20 protein-coding genes are annotated in these 21275 nt (G+C 70.8%); 8 read left to right on the forward strand and 12 right to left on the reverse strand.

Annotation, left to right across the window (positions count from 1 at the left end; genetic code table 11):
• Nucleotides 1-40 precede the first annotated feature (40 nt).
• Nucleotides 41-802 carry an MgtC/SapB family protein gene (locus OG385_RS33810; RefSeq protein WP_266861584.1) on the forward strand — a complete coding sequence of 254 codons (762 nt, stop codon included), beginning with the start codon at nucleotides 41-43 and terminating at the stop codon, nucleotides 800-802.
• Nucleotides 803-982: 180 nt separating this feature from the next.
• Here OG385_RS33810 and OG385_RS33815 read toward each other — a convergent pair whose 3' ends face one another.
• From OG385_RS33815 to OG385_RS33825, 3 genes are all read right to left on the reverse strand, one after another.
• Nucleotides 983-1171, reverse strand: a complete 189-nt coding sequence (locus OG385_RS33815; protein ID WP_266861586.1) for an antitoxin — start codon at nucleotides 1169-1171, stop codon at nucleotides 983-985.
• A gap of 109 nt (nucleotides 1172-1280) precedes the next feature.
• The gene (locus OG385_RS33820) at nucleotides 1281-1925 is read right to left on the reverse strand and encodes a DUF6629 family protein (protein WP_266861588.1); all 645 of its coding nucleotides are present in this window, start codon (nucleotides 1923-1925) and stop codon (nucleotides 1281-1283) included.
• Nucleotides 1926-2076: 151 nt separating this feature from the next.
• Nucleotides 2077-2781 carry a YoaK family protein gene (locus tag OG385_RS33825; protein WP_266861590.1) on the reverse strand — a complete coding sequence of 235 codons (705 nt, stop codon included), beginning with the start codon at nucleotides 2779-2781 and terminating at the stop codon, nucleotides 2077-2079.
• Between the two features lie 313 nt (nucleotides 2782-3094).
• Here OG385_RS33825 and OG385_RS33830 point away from each other — a divergent pair, with 313 nt between their 5' ends.
• Both OG385_RS33830 and OG385_RS33835 read left to right on the forward strand, forming a co-directional pair.
• Nucleotides 3095-4090, forward strand: coding sequence for a PRC and DUF2382 domain-containing protein (locus OG385_RS33830; RefSeq protein ID WP_266861592.1), 996 nt, complete (start codon nucleotides 3095-3097; stop codon nucleotides 4088-4090).
• A gap of 231 nt (nucleotides 4091-4321) precedes the next feature.
• The gene (locus tag OG385_RS33835) at nucleotides 4322-4756 is read left to right on the forward strand and encodes an SRPBCC family protein (protein WP_266861594.1); all 435 of its coding nucleotides are present in this window, start codon (nucleotides 4322-4324) and stop codon (nucleotides 4754-4756) included.
• 120 nt (nucleotides 4757-4876) lie between these two features.
• On the opposite strand, the gene OG385_RS33840 is transcribed toward OG385_RS33835, so the two are convergent.
• The 6 genes from OG385_RS33840 to OG385_RS33865 all read right to left on the reverse strand — a co-directional run bounded on the left by OG385_RS33840 (nucleotide 4877) and on the right by OG385_RS33865 (nucleotide 12132).
• Nucleotides 4877-5416 carry an ATP-binding protein gene (locus OG385_RS33840; RefSeq protein ID WP_266861596.1) on the reverse strand — a complete coding sequence of 180 codons (540 nt, stop codon included), beginning with the start codon at nucleotides 5414-5416 and terminating at the stop codon, nucleotides 4877-4879.
• A gap of 335 nt (nucleotides 5417-5751) precedes the next feature.
• Nucleotides 5752-7593 carry an asparagine synthase (glutamine-hydrolyzing) gene (gene asnB, locus OG385_RS33845; RefSeq protein WP_266861598.1) on the reverse strand — a complete coding sequence of 614 codons (1842 nt, stop codon included), beginning with the start codon at nucleotides 7591-7593 and terminating at the stop codon, nucleotides 5752-5754.
• Between the two features lie 665 nt (nucleotides 7594-8258).
• Nucleotides 8259-9521: a hypothetical protein gene (locus tag OG385_RS33850; RefSeq protein WP_266862166.1), complete on the reverse strand. Its 1263-nt coding sequence runs from the start codon at nucleotides 9519-9521 to the stop codon at nucleotides 8259-8261.
• Between the two features lie 260 nt (nucleotides 9522-9781).
• Nucleotides 9782-10555 (reverse strand): Clp protease N-terminal domain-containing protein, encoded by a 774-nt coding sequence (locus OG385_RS33855; protein ID WP_266861600.1) that lies wholly within the window; start codon nucleotides 10553-10555, stop codon nucleotides 9782-9784.
• Nucleotides 10556-10655: 100 nt separating this feature from the next.
• On the reverse strand, nucleotides 10656-11597 hold the full coding sequence (locus OG385_RS33860) for a DUF6397 family protein (protein ID WP_266861602.1): 942 nt from the start codon (nucleotides 11595-11597) through the stop codon (nucleotides 10656-10658).
• A 121-nt stretch (nucleotides 11598-11718) separates the two neighbouring features.
• Nucleotides 11719-12132: a roadblock/LC7 domain-containing protein gene (locus OG385_RS33865; RefSeq protein WP_266861604.1), complete on the reverse strand. Its 414-nt coding sequence runs from the start codon at nucleotides 12130-12132 to the stop codon at nucleotides 11719-11721.
• A gap of 154 nt (nucleotides 12133-12286) precedes the next feature.
• Here OG385_RS33865 and OG385_RS33870 point away from each other — a divergent pair, with 154 nt between their 5' ends.
• Complete coding sequence (locus OG385_RS33870; RefSeq protein WP_266861606.1) at nucleotides 12287-12715, forward strand: PPOX class F420-dependent oxidoreductase; 429 nt, start codon at nucleotides 12287-12289, stop codon at nucleotides 12713-12715.
• A gap of 183 nt (nucleotides 12716-12898) precedes the next feature.
• On the opposite strand, the gene OG385_RS33875 is transcribed toward OG385_RS33870, so the two are convergent.
• Nucleotides 12899-13435 (reverse strand): DUF4383 domain-containing protein, encoded by a 537-nt coding sequence (locus OG385_RS33875; protein WP_266861608.1) that lies wholly within the window; start codon nucleotides 13433-13435, stop codon nucleotides 12899-12901.
• Between the two features lie 236 nt (nucleotides 13436-13671).
• On the opposite strand from OG385_RS33875, the gene OG385_RS33880 reads away from it, so the two are divergent.
• Complete coding sequence (locus OG385_RS33880; RefSeq protein WP_266861610.1) at nucleotides 13672-14280, forward strand: class I SAM-dependent methyltransferase; 609 nt, start codon at nucleotides 13672-13674, stop codon at nucleotides 14278-14280.
• 200 nt (nucleotides 14281-14480) lie between these two features.
• Nucleotides 14481-15353: a hypothetical protein gene (locus OG385_RS33885; RefSeq protein WP_266861612.1), complete on the forward strand. Its 873-nt coding sequence runs from the start codon at nucleotides 14481-14483 to the stop codon at nucleotides 15351-15353.
• Nucleotides 15354-15478: 125 nt separating this feature from the next.
• Here OG385_RS33885 and OG385_RS33890 read toward each other — a convergent pair whose 3' ends face one another.
• Together OG385_RS33890 and OG385_RS33895 are read right to left on the reverse strand one after the other, a co-directional pair.
• Nucleotides 15479-15661, reverse strand: a complete 183-nt coding sequence (locus OG385_RS33890; RefSeq protein WP_266861614.1) for a hypothetical protein — start codon at nucleotides 15659-15661, stop codon at nucleotides 15479-15481.
• A gap of 77 nt (nucleotides 15662-15738) precedes the next feature.
• Nucleotides 15739-16800: an acyl-CoA desaturase gene (locus OG385_RS33895; RefSeq protein WP_266861616.1), complete on the reverse strand. Its 1062-nt coding sequence runs from the start codon at nucleotides 16798-16800 to the stop codon at nucleotides 15739-15741.
• 273 nt (nucleotides 16801-17073) lie between these two features.
• On the opposite strand from OG385_RS33895, the gene OG385_RS33900 reads away from it, so the two are divergent.
• Together OG385_RS33900 and OG385_RS33905 are read left to right on the forward strand one after the other, a co-directional pair.
• Entirely contained in the window at nucleotides 17074-19989 is a 2916-nt protein-coding gene (locus OG385_RS33900) for a DEAD/DEAH box helicase (protein ID WP_266861618.1), read from the forward strand.
• On the forward strand, nucleotides 19986-21263 hold the full coding sequence (locus OG385_RS33905) for an SWF or SNF family helicase (RefSeq protein ID WP_266861620.1): 1278 nt from the start codon (nucleotides 19986-19988) through the stop codon (nucleotides 21261-21263). The genes OG385_RS33900 and OG385_RS33905 overlap by 4 nt, the downstream gene beginning before the upstream one ends.
• Nucleotides 21264-21275: the final 12 nt, after the last annotated feature.

A 21275-nucleotide genomic window follows, 5' to 3' on the forward strand; every position in this document is an offset into this window, starting at 1 on the left:
AGGGTCGGAGATGTTGTTCCAGCACGGTATGGAGGGTCTGTTGCACGCTGTAGCCACGCCCCTGTTCGACCCCGGCGCGGGCCAGGGAGCACGTCAGTTCGCCGAACTGGGCCTGGCCCTGCTCCTGTCGACCCTCATCGGCGCCGAACGGGCCACCCGGCAGAAGAGCGCGGGACTGCGCACCCACACCCTGGTCGGCGTGGGCAGTGCCCTGTTCATGGAGGTGTCGCAGCACGGGTTCAACGCGGTCCTCGCGCTGCACAACGTCTCCTTCGACCCGTCACGGGTCGCCGCCCAGGTCGTCTCCGGCATCGGCTTCATCGGCGGCGGGCTCATCTTCGTACGCCGGGATGCCGTACGCGGGCTGACCACCGCGGCCACGGTCTGGCTCACCTGCGCCATCGGTATGGCGTGCGGCGGCGGGCTGCCACTCCTGGCCATCGGCGCGACCGCGGTCCATTTCCTGGTCGTCCACGGATACTCCTGGGTGACGCGGCGCATCCCCTCGATCGCGACCATGGAGCAGACCCGCCTCCATCTCGCGTACACGATCGGCACCAGTGTGCTGACGAGGATCCTGGAGCGGGCAACCACCGAGGGGTTCCAGGTCGTTCAGGTGCGGGTGGACCGTGCGGACGACAAGGCGCCCGAGGACACCGAACTCAGACATGACGAGGCGGGGACGGCCTTCGTCCACATCGACATCGAGGGGACGGGCAGCGTCCATCAGCTGGTGGCGGAACTCTCCGAGTTCGAGGGCGTGCTGAGCGTCTCGTCCATCAAGGGCGAACTCGCCGAGTGATCCAGAGCCGGGCGTACGGCGCCCGGTCTGCTTCTCACTTGCGCGCGGCGGTTCCGGCCGGTTCTGGCCGGTTCTGTGGCGGGAACGCAGCGGCCCCGGGCGGTGAGGCCCGGACTTGCCGGGCCTCACCGCCCGGGGCCGGAGCCGCCATGAGCAGCGAGCGAGATGTGTGGGGCGTGGTCAGGACTGGGGCGGGTCGTTCTGGTCGCCGCCGAGCCGGTGCTTGAGCTGGTCCTGGCCGGTGTCGACCTGGCTCTTGTACTTGTCGCCGGTCTTCTTGTCGACGGCGTCTCCCGCCTTGTCGACCCCCTTCCCGACCTGGCTTTCGTGGCCCTTCATCATCTGCTTCAGCTTGTCCATCATGGACATGAGTCGTCCTCCTCGCAGCGGTTCCCCCTCCACTCCAGGGTGTGCGCACTCGGCCGGGTCCGCATCCCGGCCGGGGTGAACAGCGCCGGATCCGCCGTCGGGCGCCGCTTCAGGGGGTACGGATTCCGGCGGCACGCGCGGTTCTTCCGGGGCCCCGGCGGACCCAGCCGACCATGAGGACCGCGCTGACGGCGGCGAATGCGCACCAGGTGGAGACGTATTCGAGCTTCCAGAGCAGGAAGCAGATCAGCGCTCCCGCGCCGACGACCGCACCGAGGAGCCTCAGCAGCGGATCCGCGGTGAGCAGCAGGGATCCGACAGTTGCCAGCAGATATCCGGCGACGACGAGTGCGGGAAGCGGCAGGTCGACCACGTATCCGACGGTGTGACCACGGACTTCGGCGGAGACCGGACGGTCGGCGATGCAGAGCGCGAGGACGGCAGCGGTGACGAACCCGGCCGCAACGGGCAGCAGCAGGCGGCGGCGTACCGGGCGCGGCGCGGCGAGCAGTACGCCGCAGGGCACCCAGAGGGCCAGCAGGGGCAGCGCGATGACGGCCCATGCCGTGGTGGCAGGCCCGGTGCCACCGCCGGAGTGCCAGACCTCCGCCTCGATGACCTGATGGATTCCGAGGAGCAGGGGCAGCGCGGCCAGCGGAAGATCCCGCGCCCGGCGCACCTGTGCCAGACAGGCCACGCCGACCACCGCGATACCGGAGCCGACCGCCAGGTCGGCCGTCGCGCTCCAGCACATGGCGCCTCCTGGGCCTGGGCCTTCGGAATCGGTTACGGGAACGAGGGCCGGAGCCCGGTTGTCCGAGGGTGTCGGTCAATTCCGGTTGGTCAATTCCGGTTGATTGGTTCCGCTTGGTTGGTTCCGGATTGGTTGATTCGGGGCGGCCCTCTCAGGGGTCCGGTCCGCGCGGTCCGGCCGACAGGGCGAGCGCCAGGGCTCCGGCGGCGCACAGAGGTGGCGGCAGAGCCGCCCAGGCCGGTGCCCAGGTCCGGAGCGCGGCGGCGCCCACCGCGCCGGCGAGCAGTGCGGCGAGCCTGCTCCCTGCCGGGCGTCCGCCCGACGGATCGGTCAGCAGGGAGCTGAGGGTCCCGGTGAAGTACGTCGTCGGGGCGCCGGTGGGGCCCGCGGCGAACATGGCGGCTGTCTGCAGGCCCATCGCCACCGACAGGACGGCGATCAGCGCCGCACGCCCGTCGCCGTCCGGGTGCCCCCCGACGGCCGCCCAGGCCACGCCCACGGCGGCGAGGAACGCGACCTCGACGGTGAGACAGACGAACACCCCTCGGCTCCAGTCGGCGCCCGATTCGTCACCGGCGGGGCCCACATCCGTACGGGCACCGCCGCGGGTACGGCAGAAGCGGCCCGCGATGACTACGGCGAGCCCGAATCCGGCGAGCGCGACCAGCGGATACACCGCGTCGCCCGGCGATCCGCTGCCCAGACCGATGGCCATGAGGATCAGGTTGCCGGTCATCACACCGGCGAATACATGGCCGAGCGCGATGAAGGCGAGCGCGTCCACGGCACCGGCCGCGGCGGCCAGCAGGGGCAGCACCGCGACATCGGACAACCTGGCGGCGCGTGTCTTCAGCAAGATCGACCTCCGGATCCATGCTCGCCGCATTCACCGGCCCGCACAACGGCACCGGGGGCGATCGCCGGGGGACGGAGCGGGCCGTACCCCGGAGTCCACCACGGCCCATTCACTCGAATGGCGTAACGGGTCGCCATCTTCGCGAGGAGGGCGTCAGGGCGCGCCGACCGCCCTCCCCGGGCTTTCCGACAGTCGGCCAGGTCCATTCGTGTTGCCGGGAGGCGGGAATGAGCACCCGATGGAAGAACGCGTGCAATCCGCGGGCGGGGCCGTCCGAGCCTCTGCCGGACCACGTACAAGGGAGTGATCACAGATGGCAGCCGACTTCCGCAGCCCCGATGAGCTGACCGGCCTGATGGTCTACGACATCACCGGGGACAAGATCGGCGGCGTCGAGCAGGTCTACCTCGACGACCAGAGTGGCCGCCCCGAGTGGGCGACCGTGAAGACCGGCCTGTTCGGCACCAAGGAAACCTTCATCCCGCTCGAAGGTGCCCGGCGTGAGGAGAACGCCCTGCACATCCCCCACGCCAAGGAACTCGTCAAGGACGCCCCGCGGCTCGACGCCGAACAGCACCTCGATCTCGCCCAGGAGCAGGAGCTGTACCAGCACTACGGGCTCACCCACCCGGGTCAGTCCGCCGGTGCCCCGGAAGCCGCCGGAGCGGCCGGTGCGGCCGGTGCCGCGGGGGCTGCCGGAGCCGCGAACCGGAAGGCAGCAGGTCCGCTGCACGGTGAAGCGGCGGACACCGCGGGCACCCGGGGCACGGCGAAGGCAACCGGCCGGACGACCGACATGAGCAGCCGTGAGACACGGGGCGGCATGGGCAGCATGTCCAGCGGTTCCGAGACGACCGCCGGTGCGCGGGGTGTCCCCGCTGGAGTGGGCTCCCGTGCGGCCATGAACGAGAACGAGGAACTCATACGCTCCGAGGAGCAGCTGCGGGTCGGGACCGAGGAGCATGTCTCGGGCCGTGCGCGGCTGCGCAAGGTGGTGGTCACCGAGAACGTGACGACCACCGTCCCGGTCAGCCACGAAGAGGTCCACGTCGTACGGGAGCCGATCAAGGACGGCGACCGCTCGACCGCGGGCCGTGCCCGGATCGGCGAGGCGGAGTCCGAAGTGATCCTGCACGCCGAGCAGCCCGTGGTCAGCAAGGAGGCCGTGGCGGTCGAGCGGGTGCGGATGGAGACCGAGAAGGTCACCGAGCAGAAGGAAGTCTCCGCCGAGGTCCGCAAGGAGGAGATCCAGTACGACGACGGTCACACCGCGAAGGAGCGTGGTGACATGGAGGGAACCGGCAACTGAAACCGCGGCCCTGCGCGTTCCGGACGCGGCCGGGGCGCGGTCGGCCCAGGCCGGCAGAGGGTGGTGTGTCTCCACGGGGGAGACACACCACCCTCTGCCGTGTCCGGGAGCGGAGCCGGGTGGCCGCCTACGCTGAGGCGGGTTCTGCCGCAGCGACGGCGGTCCGCCGCGCTGTGACCGACAACCAGGGAGCCCCGCCGCACATGGTCAGCCATCCGGATGTCCGCCCCCATGGGTGAGTTCCGCATCGAACGTTGCAGCGCGCTGCCCCCGGAGGAAGCCTGGCGGCGCCTCACCCGGTGGGAGCTGCACGCCGCCCATGTGCCGCTGACCCGGATCACCGTGGTGACCCCGGGCCCGAACAGGGTGGGGACCAGGTTCGTGGCACGCACGGGGGCCGGCCCCGCGGGGTTCGACGACCCGATGGAGGTCGTCCGCTGGGAGCCGCCGCGCCCCGGGCAGCCAGGCTTCTGCGATCTGGAGAAGCAGGGCAGGGTGGTGCTGGGCCGGGCCTCGATCGAAGTGCGCCCCGAGGGGTGCGGCTGTCGTGTCGTGTGGCGCGAGGAGTTGCGGATCGCGAGGCTGCCGGGGGTGTTCGACGAACTCACCGCACGGTCGGGACAGCTGCTCTTCGGCCGTGCGGTGGCCGGGCTGCTCCGGGACTGACCGCTCGCAGTGCGGCCCCTTCGGGCACCACGCGTGCCCTGCGCGGCCGAACTGCCGGCGCAGGGCACGGTGGAACCGGTGCCGTCCTGCGGCGCCGGGCGCCGCAGGACCGTGGTGGCGTCAGGAGCCGGCGTCCACGAGTTCCGCGAACCGGACATCCTCGGTACGCCCCTGCGGCAGCCCGGACGGCTCCGCGACGACGAGGCTGCGGGCCGCCGTCGAGACGGCGGGAAGGGGATTGCGGGGCTCAAGCGGGCTGCCGGTGGCGGCCTGGGCACGGATCGTGAACCAGACCACCTTGCCGTCCTCGGTGGCATGTGTACCCCAGCTGTCGCTGAGGGTGGACACCATCGGCAGGCCACGGCCGTGGGTGACCAGCGGGCTGGCACAGCGCAGCTGCGGCAGTCTCGGGCTGGTGTCCAGCACGGCCGCGGTCAGACTGCGGCCGGTCCAGCGCAGTTCCAGGGTGCAGCGTTTGTCGTCGCCCGCGTGCAGATGGACGTTGGTGAGCAGTTCACACACGCCCAGACTGACCGGCTGGATCAGCGCATCGAGCTGCCAGTGGCGAAGATGCGCTGCGACGATACGCCGGACCTGCGGCACCCTGTCGGGTGTTGCTTCCAGGTCCAGTACGTACTCGCGGGATGCTTCAGTGATCACGACTGCGTCTCCTCATCAGGGTGGGCGGCGGTGTGCCGGCCTCACCTCGTCTGACATGACAGCCCCGAGGACACCGAAAGTAATCGGATGGACACACTATGACTTCCACCAGGGTCACCCCATCCGGGTGAATTCGCAACGCGCAGCGGTGGCACCGGCCTGACCTGGCGCTTTACCACCCCACCCGGAGGCCCTCGCGCGAAGGGGGCCGGCAGTGGCGGTCGTGGCACACGAACGGGCGGGTGGCCGCACAGCTTGCGCAGCTGCGGCCACCCGCCCGGAACGGCTCAGGAACGAACGTCTCCGGAGCACGTCGGGAACGGCTCAGGAACGGCTCAGGAGAGCGTCAGCTCCGGCTTGTAGAGGTCCAGCCAGAGTGCCAGGTCGAGCGTGCGCTCCAGGCCGCGCCGGGAGGCCTGGGTGATCTGCGGAACGTCCCGGTGGGCCGCCCGGCGCACCCGGTCCGCGTCGACCAGGTCGAAGATCGGGTGGGAGGGCTTGGCCAGCAGGTCCTTGGCGTGCCCCTGGAGGGCGATGGCGTACTTGGGGTCCTGGGTGGAGGGGTACGGGCTCTTCACCCGGTCATAGACGGACTTCGGCAGCACGTCCGCCGTCGCCTCCCGCAGCAGGCTCTTCTCCCTGCCGTCGAAGGACTTCAGGGACCAGGGCGTGTTGTACACGTACTCGACCAGCCGGTGGTCGCAGAACGGCACCCGGACCTCCAGGCCGACCGCCATGCTCGCCCGGTCCTTCCGGTCGAGCAGCACCCGCACGAACCGGGTGAGGTGCAGGTAACAGATCTTGCGCATCCGGAACTCGAAGTCGCTCTCGCCGGCGAGCCGTTCGATGCCGGCGACGGCCCCGGCGTAGCTGTCCCGGATGTAACCGGGCAGGTCCAGCTTGGCGGTCAGGTCCGATCGCATGACGTCGGAGTCGTCCCCGAAGTGTTCCGAGAAGCGCACCAGCCAGGGGAACATCTCGGCGTTCCTGGCCTCCTCGTCGAAGAACTGGAGGTATCCGCCGAAGACTTCGTCGGCCGACTCCCCCGAGAGCGCGACCGTTGACTGCTCCCGGATGGCCTTGAAGAGCAGGTACAGCGATGCGTCCATGTCCCCGAAGCCCATGGGCATGTCGCGTGCGGTGATCATCCGGGCGCGTACGTCGGGGTCGGCCAGCGCGTTCGAGTCGAGCACGATGTCACGGTGGTCCGTGCCGGAGGCCTGGGCGACATCGTGGACGAACGGGGTGTCCGGCGTGCCGCGCAGTTCGTCGGCGACGAAGTTCTCGGCCTGCCCGACGAAGTCGACGGCGAAGCTGCGGACCGTCTCGCCGGTCTCGGCGAGCTGGCGGGCGGCTATCGCAGTCATCGCGGAGGAGTCGAGGCCTCCGGAGAGAAGCGTGCAGCGGGGCACGTCGGAGACGAGCTGCCTGCGGACGATGTCGTCGAGGAGCGTACGCACATGGGCGATCGAGGTCTCCTGGTCGTCGGTGTGCGGCCGGGTCTCCAGGGACCAGTAGACGTGCCGGCGCAGTCCGCCGTGGTCGACAGTGACGACCGTGCCGGGCTCGACCTCGTGCATACCCTCCCAGAACCCGTGACCGGGAGTCTTGACCATGGCGAAGAGCTCGCGCATGCCGCTGAGGCCGACTTTGGCGCGGGCCAGCGGGTTCGCGAGTATCGCCTTGGGCTCGGAGCCGAAGAGCACGCCGTCCGGCGTCGGGTAGTAGTAGAAGGGCTTGATGCCCATCCGGTCACGGATCATCACAAGCTTCTGGTGACGGCTGTCCCAGACGGCAAAGGCGTACATGCCGTTGAGCCGCTCGGCCACCCCTTCGCCCCACTCCAGATAGCCGTGCAGCACGACCTCCGTGTCGGAATCGGTGACGAATCGGTGCCCGCGGCCGGTCAGTTCACGGCGGAGCTCGGTGAAGTTGTACGCCTCGCCCGAGTAGACGATGCCCACCTCGCCCCGGTCCGTCTCGACGGTCATCGGCTGACGCCCGCCGGGCAGGTCGATGATGGCCAGCCGGCGGTGCCCGAGACCCGCGGGACCGCTGATCCAGGTGCCACGGTCGTCCGGGCCACGGCAGGCCATCGTCTCGGTCATTGCATCCAACGTCTCGGACTCGGACCGCAGATCACGGTCGAAAGAGACCCAGCCGGTGATCCCACACATGTGATTCCTCCTGCTTCCGACCACGGCCGGAGCCTCGAACCCCCGCGTTGATCAGCGGAAATACGGGCGAACTGGGCTGCCGGACCGGATCAGTTGTAATCAGCACCTATATGACGAGCGTGAGTCACACGACTGCATGCAGTCAACGCATGGTTAACGCAAGCGCCGCCCCCTACCCAGGCATTTCGGCCGTTCGGGGTTCGCGGTGGCTGTGTGCCCGGCGGGCAGAATCCCTGCCATGCCCGCCTCGCGGCTCTGGTTCCGACCAGCGGAACGACAAGATCAAGCCACAGGCAAAGACTTCATCAATCCCGGGCGCCGGCTCGTTTCAGCACTGATCCGGGCGCCGACCGTCCGGTCGACGCCCTTCGGAGGAAGTCCGTACTGCCCGTTGCGCCGGGCTTGTTCGCGGGAGAGGTGCAGCGCCCGCCACGGCGGAGCGGGACGCCCTCACCCGGCCCCCTCACCCGGCCCCCTCGCCCAGCCTTGGCCCAGCCCCGCAGGCCCCGGTCAGCAGGACGGGGCTGCGTGCCTACGGGGCCTGGAGGCGTACGGGGGTGTGGGGCCCGCCGAGCGCCTATGGAGCCGACGCGCCTGTGGGGCCGGCGGAGTTGTGAGGTCAGCGGGTAAGTCGGCGCTCCCGGGGCTTGGTGGTTTCCGCCGTTCTATGCCTGATGCGCTGCGCCAGGGGTGCGGATCTGCAGCTGCTCCAGGCGCTGTTGCAACAACTGGAGCGCCCCACGCTGGCGTCCGGGGACCCGGCGGCGAAGCTCGACCAGATCCGGGGCGAGAGTACGGACGCGTGCGGAGTCCGGTATCTGCTCCCACTCGTGGTGCGCCCGGTCCACCGCGGCCTCGACCTCGGCGTCGTCGACGGCCTGGCCGCTCTGCAGACGGGCGCCCGCGGCCATCAGCCACAACTCGCAGCTGCGCCCCGCGTCCCCGGCGAGATGGGCGAGGTCGGCCCGCACTTCGAGCCAGTGCAGGGCCTGCGCCGAACCCGGCCCGTGGGCGCGCATCGCCTCGCTCTCCCAGGCAGCGGCCGCGGCGGCGGCTTCGGTGTGCCGTCCGGCGCGCGCCGCCGAGAGGATCGCGGGGTGCGGATCGGAGGCGGGGTCCGGCCCGGCGGCCCGGACCACAGCTGCGGACACTGCGGGGGCCGGTGCCGGTGCCGCCGCACCGCCGGGGGCGGCGGTGCGGCTGGACCGGTCCGGGGCCGGGGCGGTGTCCCGGCCCGCCTGCTGCGGGACGTGGGCCCGTTCGTGCTCCGTTACGAGGCCGGGCACCGCGGCCGTCGGAACGCCCGGTCCCGCGCCGAACAACAGGGCTCCATCGGATCCACCCTGGGCCGCGGCCAGTTCGTGGAGCTGGTCCAGCGGCGGCCTCGCTCCGGTGCGCCAGATCTCGGCCATGGCTTTCAGATAGCTGGGCCCGAGCGTGGTGCGGCGCCCGGGAGGCGGTGCGACCCGCCCGTACAGCCGTACGCCGGGACCGAGGCCGAAGCCTCCGTGCGCCAGTTGCTCCCAGGTTTCGGAGTCGGCCACCAGGTCGACGACCACGGTCGTCGTGCCGGGCGGCCGCACGGCGAGTTCGGTCGCGAGCCAGTGCCACGGCAGGCCGCTGTAGCGCACGGTGGCAGCCGTGGTGCGGGCGAGGGCGAGGTGCACCAGCCGCTGCTTGCGGTCGAGTTGCAACTGGCCCGCGATATACAGATGGAGCGGCCCGGGAGCAGCCGCGACGGCACGCAGTCGTGTCAGGACCGTCTGCGGATCCATGGGGTCCGCGAGTTCGACAACGGTCGCGAGCGCGGTGCCGGTGAGTGCGCTCGGGGGCACCGCCGCGAGCGTCGCCAGCACGGAGGTCGCGTCGGTCAGACGGCCCTTGCCCTCCGGTGCGGCCGCGAGCAGCAGCGCGGTCCCCGGTGTCATATCGTCCCCATTGATCACACCAGAACCGTATCCGGTAGGAGGTGTGATCAGTACCGCAGCCGATTGCTTCGTTGGCGGCCAAGGCTACGGCCCCCTCGGAGAGCCGGACTTCACCATGCCCGCCCCGCGCAGCGGAGTACGCCCGGTGGCGAACGCACGGCGGGCGCCTCCTCCCATACCGCCCGGTGGCGCCCGCCGCGCGCCGCTGCTTCAGCCGGTCAGGGTGGACAGCAGCCGCCGGGGTCCGACCCCGGTCCGGATCACTTCCCTTCCCGGCCGGCCGTGTTGTCCGCCAGCACCTGCGCGACACCGGCCGTGTTGGCCGCCAGCACCTGCGCGACATAGGACTCGGTGGCCGCCTTGCTGATGCCGAGGCCGGACAGTGCTCCCGCGCCGTCCTCGAACTCCAGCAGTGCGAGCAGGATGTGCTCCGTTCCGATGTAGTTGTGGCCGATCCGCAAAGCCTCCCGGAAGGTCAGTTCCAGCACCTTGCGCGCTGCGGCGTCGTACGGGATCAGCTCGGGCACCGTCTCCGCCTCGGGCGGCAGTGTGGCGGTGACCGCCTCGCGTACGGCGTCCAGCTGGGCACCCTGCGAGATGAGCGACTGCGCGGCGAGCGCGTCGGGCTCGGCCAGGAGCCCGAGGGTCAGATGCCCGACACCGATCTCGGCGTTGCCCGCGGCGCGGGCCTCGTCCTGCGACGCTGTCACGACGCTCTTCGCGCGCGGCGTGAAGCGGTCGAATCCCTGACTGGGGTCGAGGGTCAGGGCTTCGCCGGCCCCCTTGGGCACGAAGCGCTTCTGTGCGGCCTGCCGGGTCACCCCCATGCTCTTGCCGATGTCGGTCCAGGACGCGCCCGATCGCCGCGCCTGGTCCACGAAGTGGCCGATCAGATGGTCGGCCACTTCGCCCAGGTGGTCGGCGGCGATGACCGCGTCGGTCAGTTGTTCCAAGGTGTCGGAGTGGACTTTTTTGATGGCTTCGATCAGGTCGTCGAGCCGGACCGGATGAGCCGCAGGGACTGGATTCACCATGTGACAACCTTAGGTTGACAGTAGAGCGACCGTCAACCATGGGTTGTCACTTCATGGCGCCGGTGCGTGACGTCGGTGCACGGGCCTCAGTGCACAGGTGTCAGCGCACCGTGCGGCCGCCGCTCCCCCCAGAGGCCCCACCCGGCTCCCGGCGACGCCACTTCGCCATCAACACCCTTGCCCGGACGCCGACTTGCGGTCGGGACGCCGGAGGGGCCGGGCAGACACCCTCACCCGGTCGCGGGGCGTCCAGGCTCGCGCGCGCCTCCTCAAGAGCCAGAATCAGACTCGTCCTGCACCAGAGGATCTCGTCGGGATCGTCCGGCGACAGCAGACGGTCCACCACCTCCCGTGCTGCCGGGGAGTCCGGGCGCACAGCCACCGGTTCCGGCCGGAGCCTGTTCAAGTACGCGCGCTCGTACGGATCATCGACCACTTCCGCCAGCTGGGCCGGATCGAGCGCACCGGCCAGCACGGCCGCCCGGGCCCAGGCGCCTTCCGCCCGCCGCAGCAACAGCGACTGCCGGCGGCCTCGCCAGTTCCGCGCGCGCCAGTCCTCCCCCGCCTCCAGCCTGCCGCGCAGTTCTTCCGGGGTCCGGCCCGTGAGCAGCGCGGGCTGGTTCACCGCGAACTCCTCGACCTCCACGGCGAGATACATCCAGACGACGGCCCGGTAGCGGTTCAGACGGAACGAGACGGGCGTGAAGCAGCCGGCGCGCGCCAGCCTGGTGAACCGGGCCGGGCTGACACCGATGAGCTCGGCCGCCGCGGCCGTCCCGACCGTCCTCACCCGCTCCCGCAGAGTGTCCGGAAACCCTTCTGTCGCCCTCAGCCGGTCAGCCTCCTCCGGGATGACCCGGCGCCGCGCACCACCCGCGTCCGCCGTGACCCTGATGTGGCCGAGCTGGACAGCCAGCTCGAACTCAGCCCGCCTCAGGCCCAGTTCCCTGGCGGCCCGACCGAGAGTCAGCGCCTTCCCGGCACTCCCGGTCGTGACGGTCGTGACGGCCCTGCTGTCGTGGTCAGCTTCGGTTACAGCCATGATGCCCTCCCCCGTGAGGAACGAATACTCTCTGTAATCAGAGTAGCCGGGAGGGGCCCACCGCCCGACCGGCCTGTGGATAACTCCGCAAGCCGGCCGGACTGCGCAGGTCAGCGCGGCGTCACCAGGTCGCGGACGACGTGTCGTCGGGCTGCCTGGCGGCGACCGCAAGGTGCTCCCCGACCCGGTTGACGAGCAGGGTCATCTCGTACGCGATCTGCCCGATATCGGCCTCGGCCGTACTCAGGACGGCGAGACAACTGCCGTCGCCCGCCGCTGTGACGAAGAGGATCCCCTCGTCGAACTCGACCATCGTCTGGCGGACGCCGCCCGCGTGGAAGTGCCGTCCCGACCCTTTGGCGAGGCTGTGCAGGCCGGAGGCCACCGCGGCCAGATGCTCCGCGTCCTCCCGCGCCAGTTCCTTGCTCACCCCGGTGACCAGTCCGTCGTTGGACAGCACCAGCGCATACCGGACGTGCTCGACCCGGTTCGTCAGGTCGTCCAGCAGCCAGTCGAGTCCCTTGCTCAGCGCCATGTCCCGGCCCTCCCCCTTGATTCAGTTCCCCTGATCCTGTTCCCCGGCCCCGCGAACTCCGGCCAGCCTTCACCACAGCCGCGCTCCGGGCAAGGAGACGCGTTCCGGGTGGGTTCGGTTCGCGACGCGGCCGTCCACGGCCGATGATGCTGTCATGGCACAGCAGATGACCGAGGAACAGTGGCGGGCATTCGTCTCGCACTCCACGCGCACCGGCAAACTCTCGACCGTACGCGCCGACGGGAGCCCGCACATCGCACCGATCTGGTTCGTCCTGGACGGGCAGGACCTGGTGTTCAACACGGGCAAGGGCACCGTCAAGGGCCGCAATCTGGCCCGCGACGGACGCGTGGCCCTGTGCGTGGACGACGATCGCCCGCCGTTCTCCTTCGTCGTGCTGCAGGGGCACGCGACGCTGAGTGAGGATCTGGCCGAAGTAGGGCACTGGGCCGGCCGGATCGGCGCCAGGTACATGGGCGAGGAGCGCGCGGCGGAATTCGCCGAGCGCAATGGCGTACCGGGCGAACTCCTCGTCCGGGTGCGCATCGAGAAGGTACTCGCACAGGCCGCCGTGGCGGACTAGGCCACGTCAGGCCGATCTTCGTGGATCAGGCCGCGGCGTCCGGTACGGTGCCTCGCACGGCGGAGGATCGCCCCCGTACTGGACGTACCGGGGTGACTCCGACAACGCGTCGAGGTGCCGTGCCAGGCGTCGCGGGCCCGCGAAGACCGGCCGGACAGGGCCTAGCGCAACCCGGCGCCCGCGTCAGTGCTGCGCGGCAGCCTGGCGTGCGCGCCGCTCACGCTTCTCGTGCCGGGCGCGCCAGTACGGGTTGTCGTGCGGAAGGCTCCCGGACACCCGGCCGTACATCCCGAACGTCATCAGCAGAATCCCGACCACAAAGCTGAACAGGACGTTCTGAAGGTGGAAGGCCAGGAAGTTGGCGCTCGTACCGATCAGGGCGAGGTTGACGAACCCGCTGAGGATGAAGGCCACGCCGATGACCATGTTGAGCATCGATGAGATGTTCCCGCCGATCACGGCGCCCGCCATCAGGATCAGGCCGATCACGATCGACAGAACGCTCAGTGCACCGTTGGTGTTCAGGCCGGCGACCATGTCTCCGCCGGTGCTGAAGAACCCGATCTTGTCGATCACGCCGAGTATCCCGAAAGCCAGCAGGACAAGGCCCATGAGACCGGCCCCGAAGCGGTAGACCCGGCTCAGTCTGTGGTCGACCGGCAGATGTTCGTCCAGGACGAAGCGGCTCCGGGGGGCGTGCACGGTATGGCTCGTAGCCATCTCTGATCCTCCTCCGTTCCGGAGGCATCCCACCCCGGTCGGTCGCACAGGATCCATACGATGGGTCGAAATGCCCCATTTGCTGCTCTTTATGATATTCGATGCCGCGCTATATGGGGATGGGAGCCGCCGCAGAGCCGGCGCTCGGCCGCACTGAGCCCCGGCCCGCAGCCGGACCCCGTACGGGTATCCGAGGTGGAGGCATCCGGGAGACGCGGCCGGGGGATCATCTCCTCATGACCGATGACCACACACATGTGCAGGAGTTCTTCGGGGCCCGGGCCGCCGGCTGGGACACCCGCTTCCCGGACGACGGACCCGCCTACGCCGCCGCCGTCGCGGAAATGGGGCTGCGGCCAGGTGACGCCGTTCTGGACGCCGGCTGCGGTACGGGGCGGGCGCTGCCCGCGCTGCGTGGGGCGGTCGGGACAGCGGGTTACGTCATCGGGGCCGACCTGACGCCCGAGATGCTGGCGGCGGCCGTGCGTGCGGGGCGGCACCGCGAAGCCCAGCTGCTGCTCGCGGATGTCGCACGGCTGCCGGTGCTCACGGGGTCGCTGGACGCCGTGTTCGCCGCGGGGCTGATCGCGCATCTGCCCCAGCCCGAGGACGGGGCACGGGAGTTGGCCCGCGCCGTCAAGCCCGGTGGCCTGCTGGCGTTGTTCCATCCGATCGGCCGGGCGGCGCTGGCGGCCCGGCAGGGGCGTCGGCTCACCGATGACGACCTGCGCGGCGAGGGGCCGCTGCGGACACTGCTCGCCGCCTCGGGGTGGCGGATGACCTCGTACACCGATGAGCCCGACCGGTTTCTCGCGCTGGCCGTGCGCGACGACCAGGGAAGCTAGGTCCTGTCGGGCCGGTGTCGCGGCAGCCAACGTCTGCCCCTCACCGCACCCGGGCCGTGTTCCAGCGCGACGACGGGCGCCCCCTCCACCGGTGCAGCACCGAGCCTCCACAAGCGGAGCCAATTCATCCGATCTACCACTCGACGCTGGCGTTACTGACTGGTTAGGGTGCGCCGACGACTGATCAACAGGAGGCTCCAGTGACGGGGACGGACGATGCCGGCGACGACTCGCTGTATGTCCTGACTGCGGTATTGCTGACCCCAGCACAATTCCCGAGTGTGCTCGGCGACGACTTCCCTTCGGCGTGCCACTCGCTCGGGATCACTCCGCGTCCCGACGGATACGGCATGGTCCTGGGCCAGGACGGCGCGGGTGCGCGGTGGACCGTGGTGATCGACGATGTGTCGCTGGTCGCCGTGGCCATCGCATCCTGGGACTGCGGTATGGAGTACGACCTGTCGCCGGACGACCGGTCGATCGTCGCCTCGCTCCCGGGATGGCCGCTCGACGTTGCGGTCGCCGCGCCGGGGATACCCGCGCCGCACGACCCCGAGGGGCTGCCCGACGGCGGTCCCGTACCGCTCGCTCCCCCTCCCGCGGACATCTGGGGGCCGGCGCAGCGGCGGCTGGGTGCCGACGAGATCGCGCTGCAGTGGGCGCAGTGGCGTGAGCAGATCGGCGACGACGAGGCCTTCGTACCCGTCGACTCAGGAGAGTCCGGAGAACCCCGAGAAGCAGGAGCCCCCGGAGAAGCCACAGGGGCCACAGAAGCTGGAACGTCGTCGGAGCCCGGGGAGAAGCAGCCGAGCCCGGCCCGTCGTGTGATCGACGAACTGCATGCCTATCTGAACACACCGCCACCGCTCGGGCGCATTAGGTCGGCCTTCGCGCCGGAGGGCGCCCGCACGCTGCGCGCGGACGGGCCCGGCTGGTCGCTGGTGGCCAGGACCGACGACATGGCCTTCGTACTCCTCGACGACCAGCCCGGCGACGTGGTGCCGATCGGCCGGGGCCCCGCCCTGCCGGAGCTGCTGAAGAGCCTGGAGAAGCTGGCGGTACGCCCGGCCTGACCGGCCCGGCGGCTCGCCCGGCCCGACAACCGGGACCGCCCGCAGCCGATCCGCGCATGCCGCGCGCAGCGCCGCATACGGGCCCCGGTGAAGATGCGGTGCGCATCCCCACCGGGGCCCGGCAATCAGCGGCCTATCTCCTTACGAGTGATCCTCCGCAGCCTCCTGCGCTGGCTGGGGTCGAGCAGCAGATACGCCACGACGGGCACTCCGACCAGCACCAGCAGCCCCGGTAGGAATCCGATCAGCATCATCAGGATGATGCCGGCGACCACGCCGCCGACGGCGATCATTGCGGGCTTGGACATCAACGCCTCCTCAGCGGCTGATGCCGCTCTCTGCCTGTGAAACGCGCGGGGAAGCCCCACTGTTCCGCTCCGTACCGCTACGCCGCGCGCAGCGGCGCTCCGACCTCGTGCATGTGGGTCAGCGCCTGCCGGTAGGAATCGATCAGGGATGTCTGGGCGTACGGCATTCCCAGCGACCGGCAGTGCTCGCTCACCAGGGACTGGGCAAGCCGCAGATGGGGCCTGGGCATGCTCGGGAAGAGATGGTGCTCGATCTGGTAGTTCAGTCCGCCGAGGAACCAGTCGGTGAGCAAGCCGCCGCGTACGTTGCGCGAGGTCAGCACCTGCCGCTGCAGATGCCTCCAGCGCTCGCCGTCGGAGTCGGGCATCTCCATGCCCTTGTGGTTCGGGGCGAACGTCATCCCGAGGTGCAGCCCGAACAGTGCGTGGTGCACCAGGGCGAAGACGACCGCCTTCCCCGGGGACATGACCGTGAGCAGGAGCGCGGCGTACCCGGCGAGGTGCACCAGAAGCAGCAGGGCCTCGACAGCCCGCTCGCGGCCCGGCTGACGGCAGCCGTCCTCCTTCTCCCGGGACAGCACCGTCTGGAAGCCGTAGACCTTCAGGGCGATGCCTTCGAGCAGCAGCAGAGGGAAGAAGAGCCGTGCCTGGTTGCGGGTGAGCCAGCGGGACAGGCCCTCGCGCTCGGCCGCCTGCTTCTGCGTCCAGACCATGACCCCGACGCCCACGTCGGGGTCCTTGTCTACGTGGTTGGGGTTGGCGTGGTGACGGTTGTGCTTGTCGTTCCACCAGCCGTAGCTCATACCGAGCAGCAGATTGCTGTGGAAGAAGCCGACAGCCCGGCTCACCCTGCGGTCACCGGACATCTGCGCGTGTCCGGCGTCGTGCCCGAAGAAGGCGGTGCGCGACCAGAGGACGGCCAGCGGAAGGGCCAGCACGAGGGTCCACCAGGAGTCACCCACGAGGAACATGCCGGCGATCGTCGCAGCGAGGGCCAGCAGGTTGGCGCTCATGCTGAGGATGTACCAGCCGGTGCGCCGCTGCAGGAGCCCGTGAGCCTTCACCGCCCTCAGGAGGGGGGCGAAGTCGCTGCCCGTCTTCTGCTCGGATTCCACGAGCAGCGAGGCGGTCTGTGGCATGTCGGTCTCCGGTCTGTTGGCCCATGCGCTGACCTCATGAAACGTATGGTTTCGGGACTGCGGGGACCATGGCACCACCACCCGGCCGAGGCAGGGGGACAGCCCCCGGCCAGGACAGGGGGGTCACCCCCTGGCGAGGGGGTGGTGCTACCACCACCGTGCGCCGGAGCAGGCCGCGCCGCACAGTGACGGCGTCACCGGCGGCCCCTCGGCATGAGGTACCCTCGGCGATCCCGGCCCACAGTAGTCAAATTTGAGGAATGCGCTATCGCTGTGCAAGGACTCCCCACGGCAACGCTCTCCGAGATCGCCCAACTCTCCCGCTGCTCCGCGGTCTTCCTGCCTGCGGACCCGGCACGTACCGGAAGGGTCGCCTTCTGGCACCCCGATGGCAACGAGCCGCCCACGAGCCCCGGCTCCATGGAGGAGCTGCTCGTCGTCGGCGGCGACACACGCCCGTACCCCGTACGGGCGACTGTCCTGACGGTACAGGAAGCCCTGCCCGTTCTCACCCGTGGCCGTGGCGGTGCACACGCGTCAGCAGCTGTCACCTTCTGGGGATCGGCCGCGTTGCTCGCTCTCCAACTCGCCGCCCGTGGGCGGCTGCTGCCGGGTCTCAGCGCCGACGGCTACGAGGCGTGGCGGGCCGGCCCCCTGGACGCCGCCGATCTGGTACGCGTACGGGAACTCGCCGCGGCCATGCCGCCCACCGCGCACGCGGTGCCGCTGGACCCGGCGGCGGACCCCGTACGGCTGCCCGCACCCGAGGAGTTGGTGCGCGCCTTCCTGGACGCCGTGGCGGACGGGCTGCCGCGGACGCCCGCCGCGTCCTTCGCGGCGGGGAGCCCCGAGTTCGCCGCCGCCGAACCGCGGAAGCTGCCCGGGCAGCAGGCCTGGGCCGCCGATGTCGCGGCCGGTCAGGACGCGGGTGTCCGCATCTCCTTGCGGGTGGAGGTGACAGGGCTCTCCGGCGCGGATACGGAGATGGGCGACGGGCCGGCTTTCCGGGCCGTTCTGCAGATGCACGGTGTCAGCGACCCCTCCCTGACGGCCGACGCCTCGGACGTCTGGTCGGGCTCGGCACCCGGCTTCGGGCCGCGTGCCCGGATGGACGCTCTGCTCGCCCTGCGCCGGGCCGCCCGCGCCTGGGCGCCGCTCGCACCGCTCCTTTCGGCCGCTGTTCCCGACGCGGTCGAACTCGCCGACGAGGAGGTCGCCGAACTGCTCGGCGAAGCGGCGCGGGCGCTCGCCGCCGGAGGAGTACGGGTGCACTGGCCCCAGGAGTTCGCCCGCACGCTGACCGCTCGGGCCGTCATCGGCGCGGACGACGACGCCCCCGATGCCGCAACCGATCCCGCTGCCTGCGCTGCGACTGATGCCGATGCCGGCTTCGTACGCACCGCGGACAGGCCCGCGACGGACCTGCCGTCCATGCTGTCGGCCGACACCCTGCTCGCCTTCAACTGGCGCTTCACGCTGGGCGATCAGACGCTGAGCCGTGCCGAACTCGACCAGCTCGCCGAGGCCGCCAGGCCCGCCGTGCGGCTGCGCGACCGCTGGGTGCTGGTCGACCCGGAGGAGATACGGCGCGCCCGCGACACCCGGGGCCGCACCATCGCTCCGATCGAGGCGCTGGGGGCGGCGCTCACCGGCACGACGGAAGTGGACGGGCGGCAGGTGGAGGTCACCGCGACGGGCCCGCTGGCCCGGTTGCGCGACCATCTCGGCGACCCGGAGGGCACCGGGCAGCAGACGATCGGGCAGCCCGCCACTCTCGAAGCGGCCCTGCGCGACTACCAGTTGCGCGGACTGAACTGGCTGCACCGGATGACCTCGCTCGGTCTCGGCGGCTGCCTCGCCGACGACATGGGGCTCGGCAAGACCATCACCCTGATCGCCCTGCATCTGCACCGGCAGAGCGACAAGGACTCGGCGGGCCCCACCCTGGTGGTCTGCCCGGCCTCCCTGATGGGCAACTGGCAGCGGGAGATCGAGAAGTTCGCGCCCGGCACTCCCGTACGCCGCTTCCACGGTGCGGCACGGAGCCTGGAGGGCCTGACCGACGGCGAGTTCGTCCTCACCACCTACGGCACCATGCGGCTGGACGCCGAGCGGCTGGCCGGGGCCATGTGGGGGCTGGTCGTCGCCGACGAGGCGCAGCACGTGAAGAATCCGTACTCCGCGACGGCCCGCCAGCTGCGGACCATCGGCACCCGCGCCCGCGTGGCGCTCACCGGCACCCCGGTGGAGAACAACCTCTCCGAGCTGTGGGCGATCCTCGACTGGACCACGCCCGGTCTGCTGGGCAGGCTGGGCGGATTCCGTACGCGCTACGCCCGGGCCGTCGAGGGCGGGAAGGATCCGGCCGCGGCGGAACGGCTCTCCCGGCTGGTCGCGCCGTTCCTGCTGCGCAGGCGCAAGGCCGATCCGGGCATCGCGCCCGAGCTGCCGCCGAAGACGGAGACCGACCGGGCGGTGGCGCTCACCAGGGAACAGACCGGTCTGTACGAGGCCGTGGTGCGGGAGACGCTCGCGGAGATCTCCACCGTGGACGGCTTCGCCCGCCGTGGTCTCGTGGTGAAGCTGCTGACCGCGCTGAAGCAGATCTGCAACCACCCCGCGCAGTACCTCAAGGAGGAGGAGCCCCTCATCGAGGGGCGCTCGGGCAAGGTGGAGCTGCTGGACGAACTACTCGACACGATCCTCGCCGAGGGCGCGGGTGTGCTCGTCTTCACCCAGTACGTGCGGATGGCGCGGCTCATCGAACAGCATCTGACAGCCCGTGGGGTGCCTACCCTGCTGTTGCACGGCGGGACGCCGGTTTCCCGCCGCCAGGACATGGTGGACCGCTTCCAGGCCGGCGAAGTGCCGGTGTTCCTGCTGTCGTTGAAGGCCGCGGGCACCGGCCTCAACCTCACCCGGGCCGGCCATGTGGTGCACTTCGACCGCTGGTGGAACCCGGCCGTCGAGGCCCAGGCCACCGACCGCGCGTACCGCATCGGGCAGACACAGCCGGTCCAGGTACACCGGCTGATCGCCGAGGGGACCATCGAGGACCGGATCGCCGACATGCTCGACCGTAAACGCGAACTGGCCGACGCGGTGCTCGGGGCGGGCGAGGCCGCACTGACCGGGCTGACCGACGCCGAACTGGCGGATCTGGTGGAACTGCGAGGGAGTGCACGATGAGCGGTACGGACGCACCGGAGCGCACCTTCGCCGCGCTCGCACCGGCCCAGGGCCGCGCTTTCGCCAGGACCTGGTGGGGCCTGGCCTGGCTGAAAGCCCTGGAGGACACCGCTCTTGACGGGCAGCAGCTGAAGAAGGGCCGCAGATACGCCCGCGCGGGCGCCGTCGGCGCGGTGTCCGTACGGCCGGGGCGGATCACCGCCGTCGTGCAGGACCCGGACTCCACGCGGTACCGCAGCGATGTGCTGCTGCAACAGCTGAGCGACCAGGAGTGGGACCGGTTCCTCGACATGGCGGTCGAGAGCGCGGGGCACATCGCGGCGCTGCTGGACCGTGAGATGCCGCCGCACCTGGTCGAGGACGCCGCCGCTGCCGGGGTGGATCTGCTGCCGGGGCTCGGGGATCTGGAACCGGAGTGCTCCTGCGACGCGTGGGACCACTGCCCGCACACGGCCGCGCTCTGCTATCAGGTGGCACGCCTCCTCGACGAGGATCCGTTCGTGCTGCTGCTGATGCGCGGGCGAGGTGAACGGGAGCTGCTGGACGAGCTGCAGCGACGCAGCGCGGGGAGGGCGGCCGGCCCGGAGAGTGCCGGGGCAGGCGAGGAGGATCGCGAGCCGGGGGGCGTACGGGCCGACGAGGCGTTCGCCGCTGCGGACACGCTGCCGCCGCTGCCCGAGCCGCCGTCGGTCCCGGACGCGCCGGGCCGGCCGCCGTCCCTGGACACGGAGACGGGTCCGGCGCCGGGCCTGGACCCCGGTGCGCTGGAGTTCCTTGCGGAGGACGCGGCCCGCAGAGCGTCGCTCCTGCTGGCCGAAGCGCTCGCTCCGGACCATGAACACCAGCCGCCGGCCGAGGAGTTGACGCCGGAGCAGGACGCCGTACGGCTGGCCGCGGCGACCACGGACGCGCGGATATCGGCCCGCCTCGCCGCGGGTTCGGGCCGCGAGCGCGCCGAGCTGGCCCTCGCCGTCCGGGCCTGGCACTGCGGCGGCGCGGCGGCGCTGTCCGTACTGGAGGAGCGGTGGACGCCCGGCGCAGAGGGACTGTCGCGGGCACGCGCACAGCTCGACCAGGCGTGGGATCAGGGGGACAGTCCGCGGTTCGACCCGACCGGGAACCGCTGGACGGTGGTGGGGGCCGGCGCCCAGCTGCGCTACGGGCAGGACGGCCGCTGGTGGCCCTACCGCAAGGAGCGGGGCCGCTGGACTCCTGCCGGACCCGCCGATCCCGACCCGGCGGCCGCGCTGGCCACGGTGACCGACGACGAGTGACAGAGCAGCAGT

It is taken from the genome of Streptomyces sp. NBC_01306 (genome assembly GCF_026340465.1).
In the GTDB taxonomy this organism is placed as follows: domain Bacteria; phylum Actinomycetota; class Actinomycetes; order Streptomycetales; family Streptomycetaceae; genus Streptomyces.

What these genes read in the sequence shown, in the direction of transcription:
- OG385_RS33895 (WP_266861616.1), bottom strand. Translation starts at nt 16,800, where the DNA reads ATGCCACAGACCGCCTCGCTGCTCGTGGAATCCGAGCAGAAGACGGGC.
- OG385_RS33880 (WP_266861610.1), top strand. Translation starts at nt 13,672, where the DNA reads ATGACCGATGACCACACACATGTGCAGGAGTTCTTCGGGGCCCGGGCC.
- OG385_RS33835 (WP_266861594.1), top strand. Translation starts at nt 4,322, where the DNA reads ATGGGTGAGTTCCGCATCGAACGTTGCAGCGCGCTGCCCCCGGAGGAA.
- OG385_RS33870 (WP_266861606.1), top strand. Translation starts at nt 12,287, where the DNA reads ATGGCACAGCAGATGACCGAGGAACAGTGGCGGGCATTCGTCTCGCAC.
- OG385_RS33875 (WP_266861608.1), bottom strand. Translation starts at nt 13,435, where the DNA reads ATGGCTACGAGCCATACCGTGCACGCCCCCCGGAGCCGCTTCGTCCTG.
- OG385_RS33905 (WP_266861620.1), top strand. Translation starts at nt 19,986, where the DNA reads ATGAGCGGTACGGACGCACCGGAGCGCACCTTCGCCGCGCTCGCACCG.
- OG385_RS33890 (WP_266861614.1), bottom strand. Translation starts at nt 15,661, where the DNA reads ATGTCCAAGCCCGCAATGATCGCCGTCGGCGGCGTGGTCGCCGGCATC.
- OG385_RS33850 (WP_266862166.1), bottom strand. Translation starts at nt 9,521, where the DNA reads ATGACACCGGGGACCGCGCTGCTGCTCGCGGCCGCACCGGAGGGCAAG.
- OG385_RS33820 (WP_266861588.1), bottom strand. Translation starts at nt 1,925, where the DNA reads ATGTGCTGGAGCGCGACGGCCGACCTGGCGGTCGGCTCCGGTATCGCG.
- OG385_RS33855 (WP_266861600.1), bottom strand. Translation starts at nt 10,555, where the DNA reads ATGGTGAATCCAGTCCCTGCGGCTCATCCGGTCCGGCTCGACGACCTG.
- OG385_RS33865 (WP_266861604.1), bottom strand. Translation starts at nt 12,132, where the DNA reads ATGGCGCTGAGCAAGGGACTCGACTGGCTGCTGGACGACCTGACGAAC.
- OG385_RS33815 (WP_266861586.1), bottom strand. Translation starts at nt 1,171, where the DNA reads ATGTCCATGATGGACAAGCTGAAGCAGATGATGAAGGGCCACGAAAGC.
- OG385_RS33860 (WP_266861602.1), bottom strand. Translation starts at nt 11,597, where the DNA reads ATGGCTGTAACCGAAGCTGACCACGACAGCAGGGCCGTCACGACCGTC.
- OG385_RS33830 (WP_266861592.1), top strand. Translation starts at nt 3,095, where the DNA reads ATGGCAGCCGACTTCCGCAGCCCCGATGAGCTGACCGGCCTGATGGTC.
- asnB (WP_266861598.1), bottom strand. Translation starts at nt 7,593, where the DNA reads ATGTGTGGGATCACCGGCTGGGTCTCTTTCGACCGTGATCTGCGGTCC.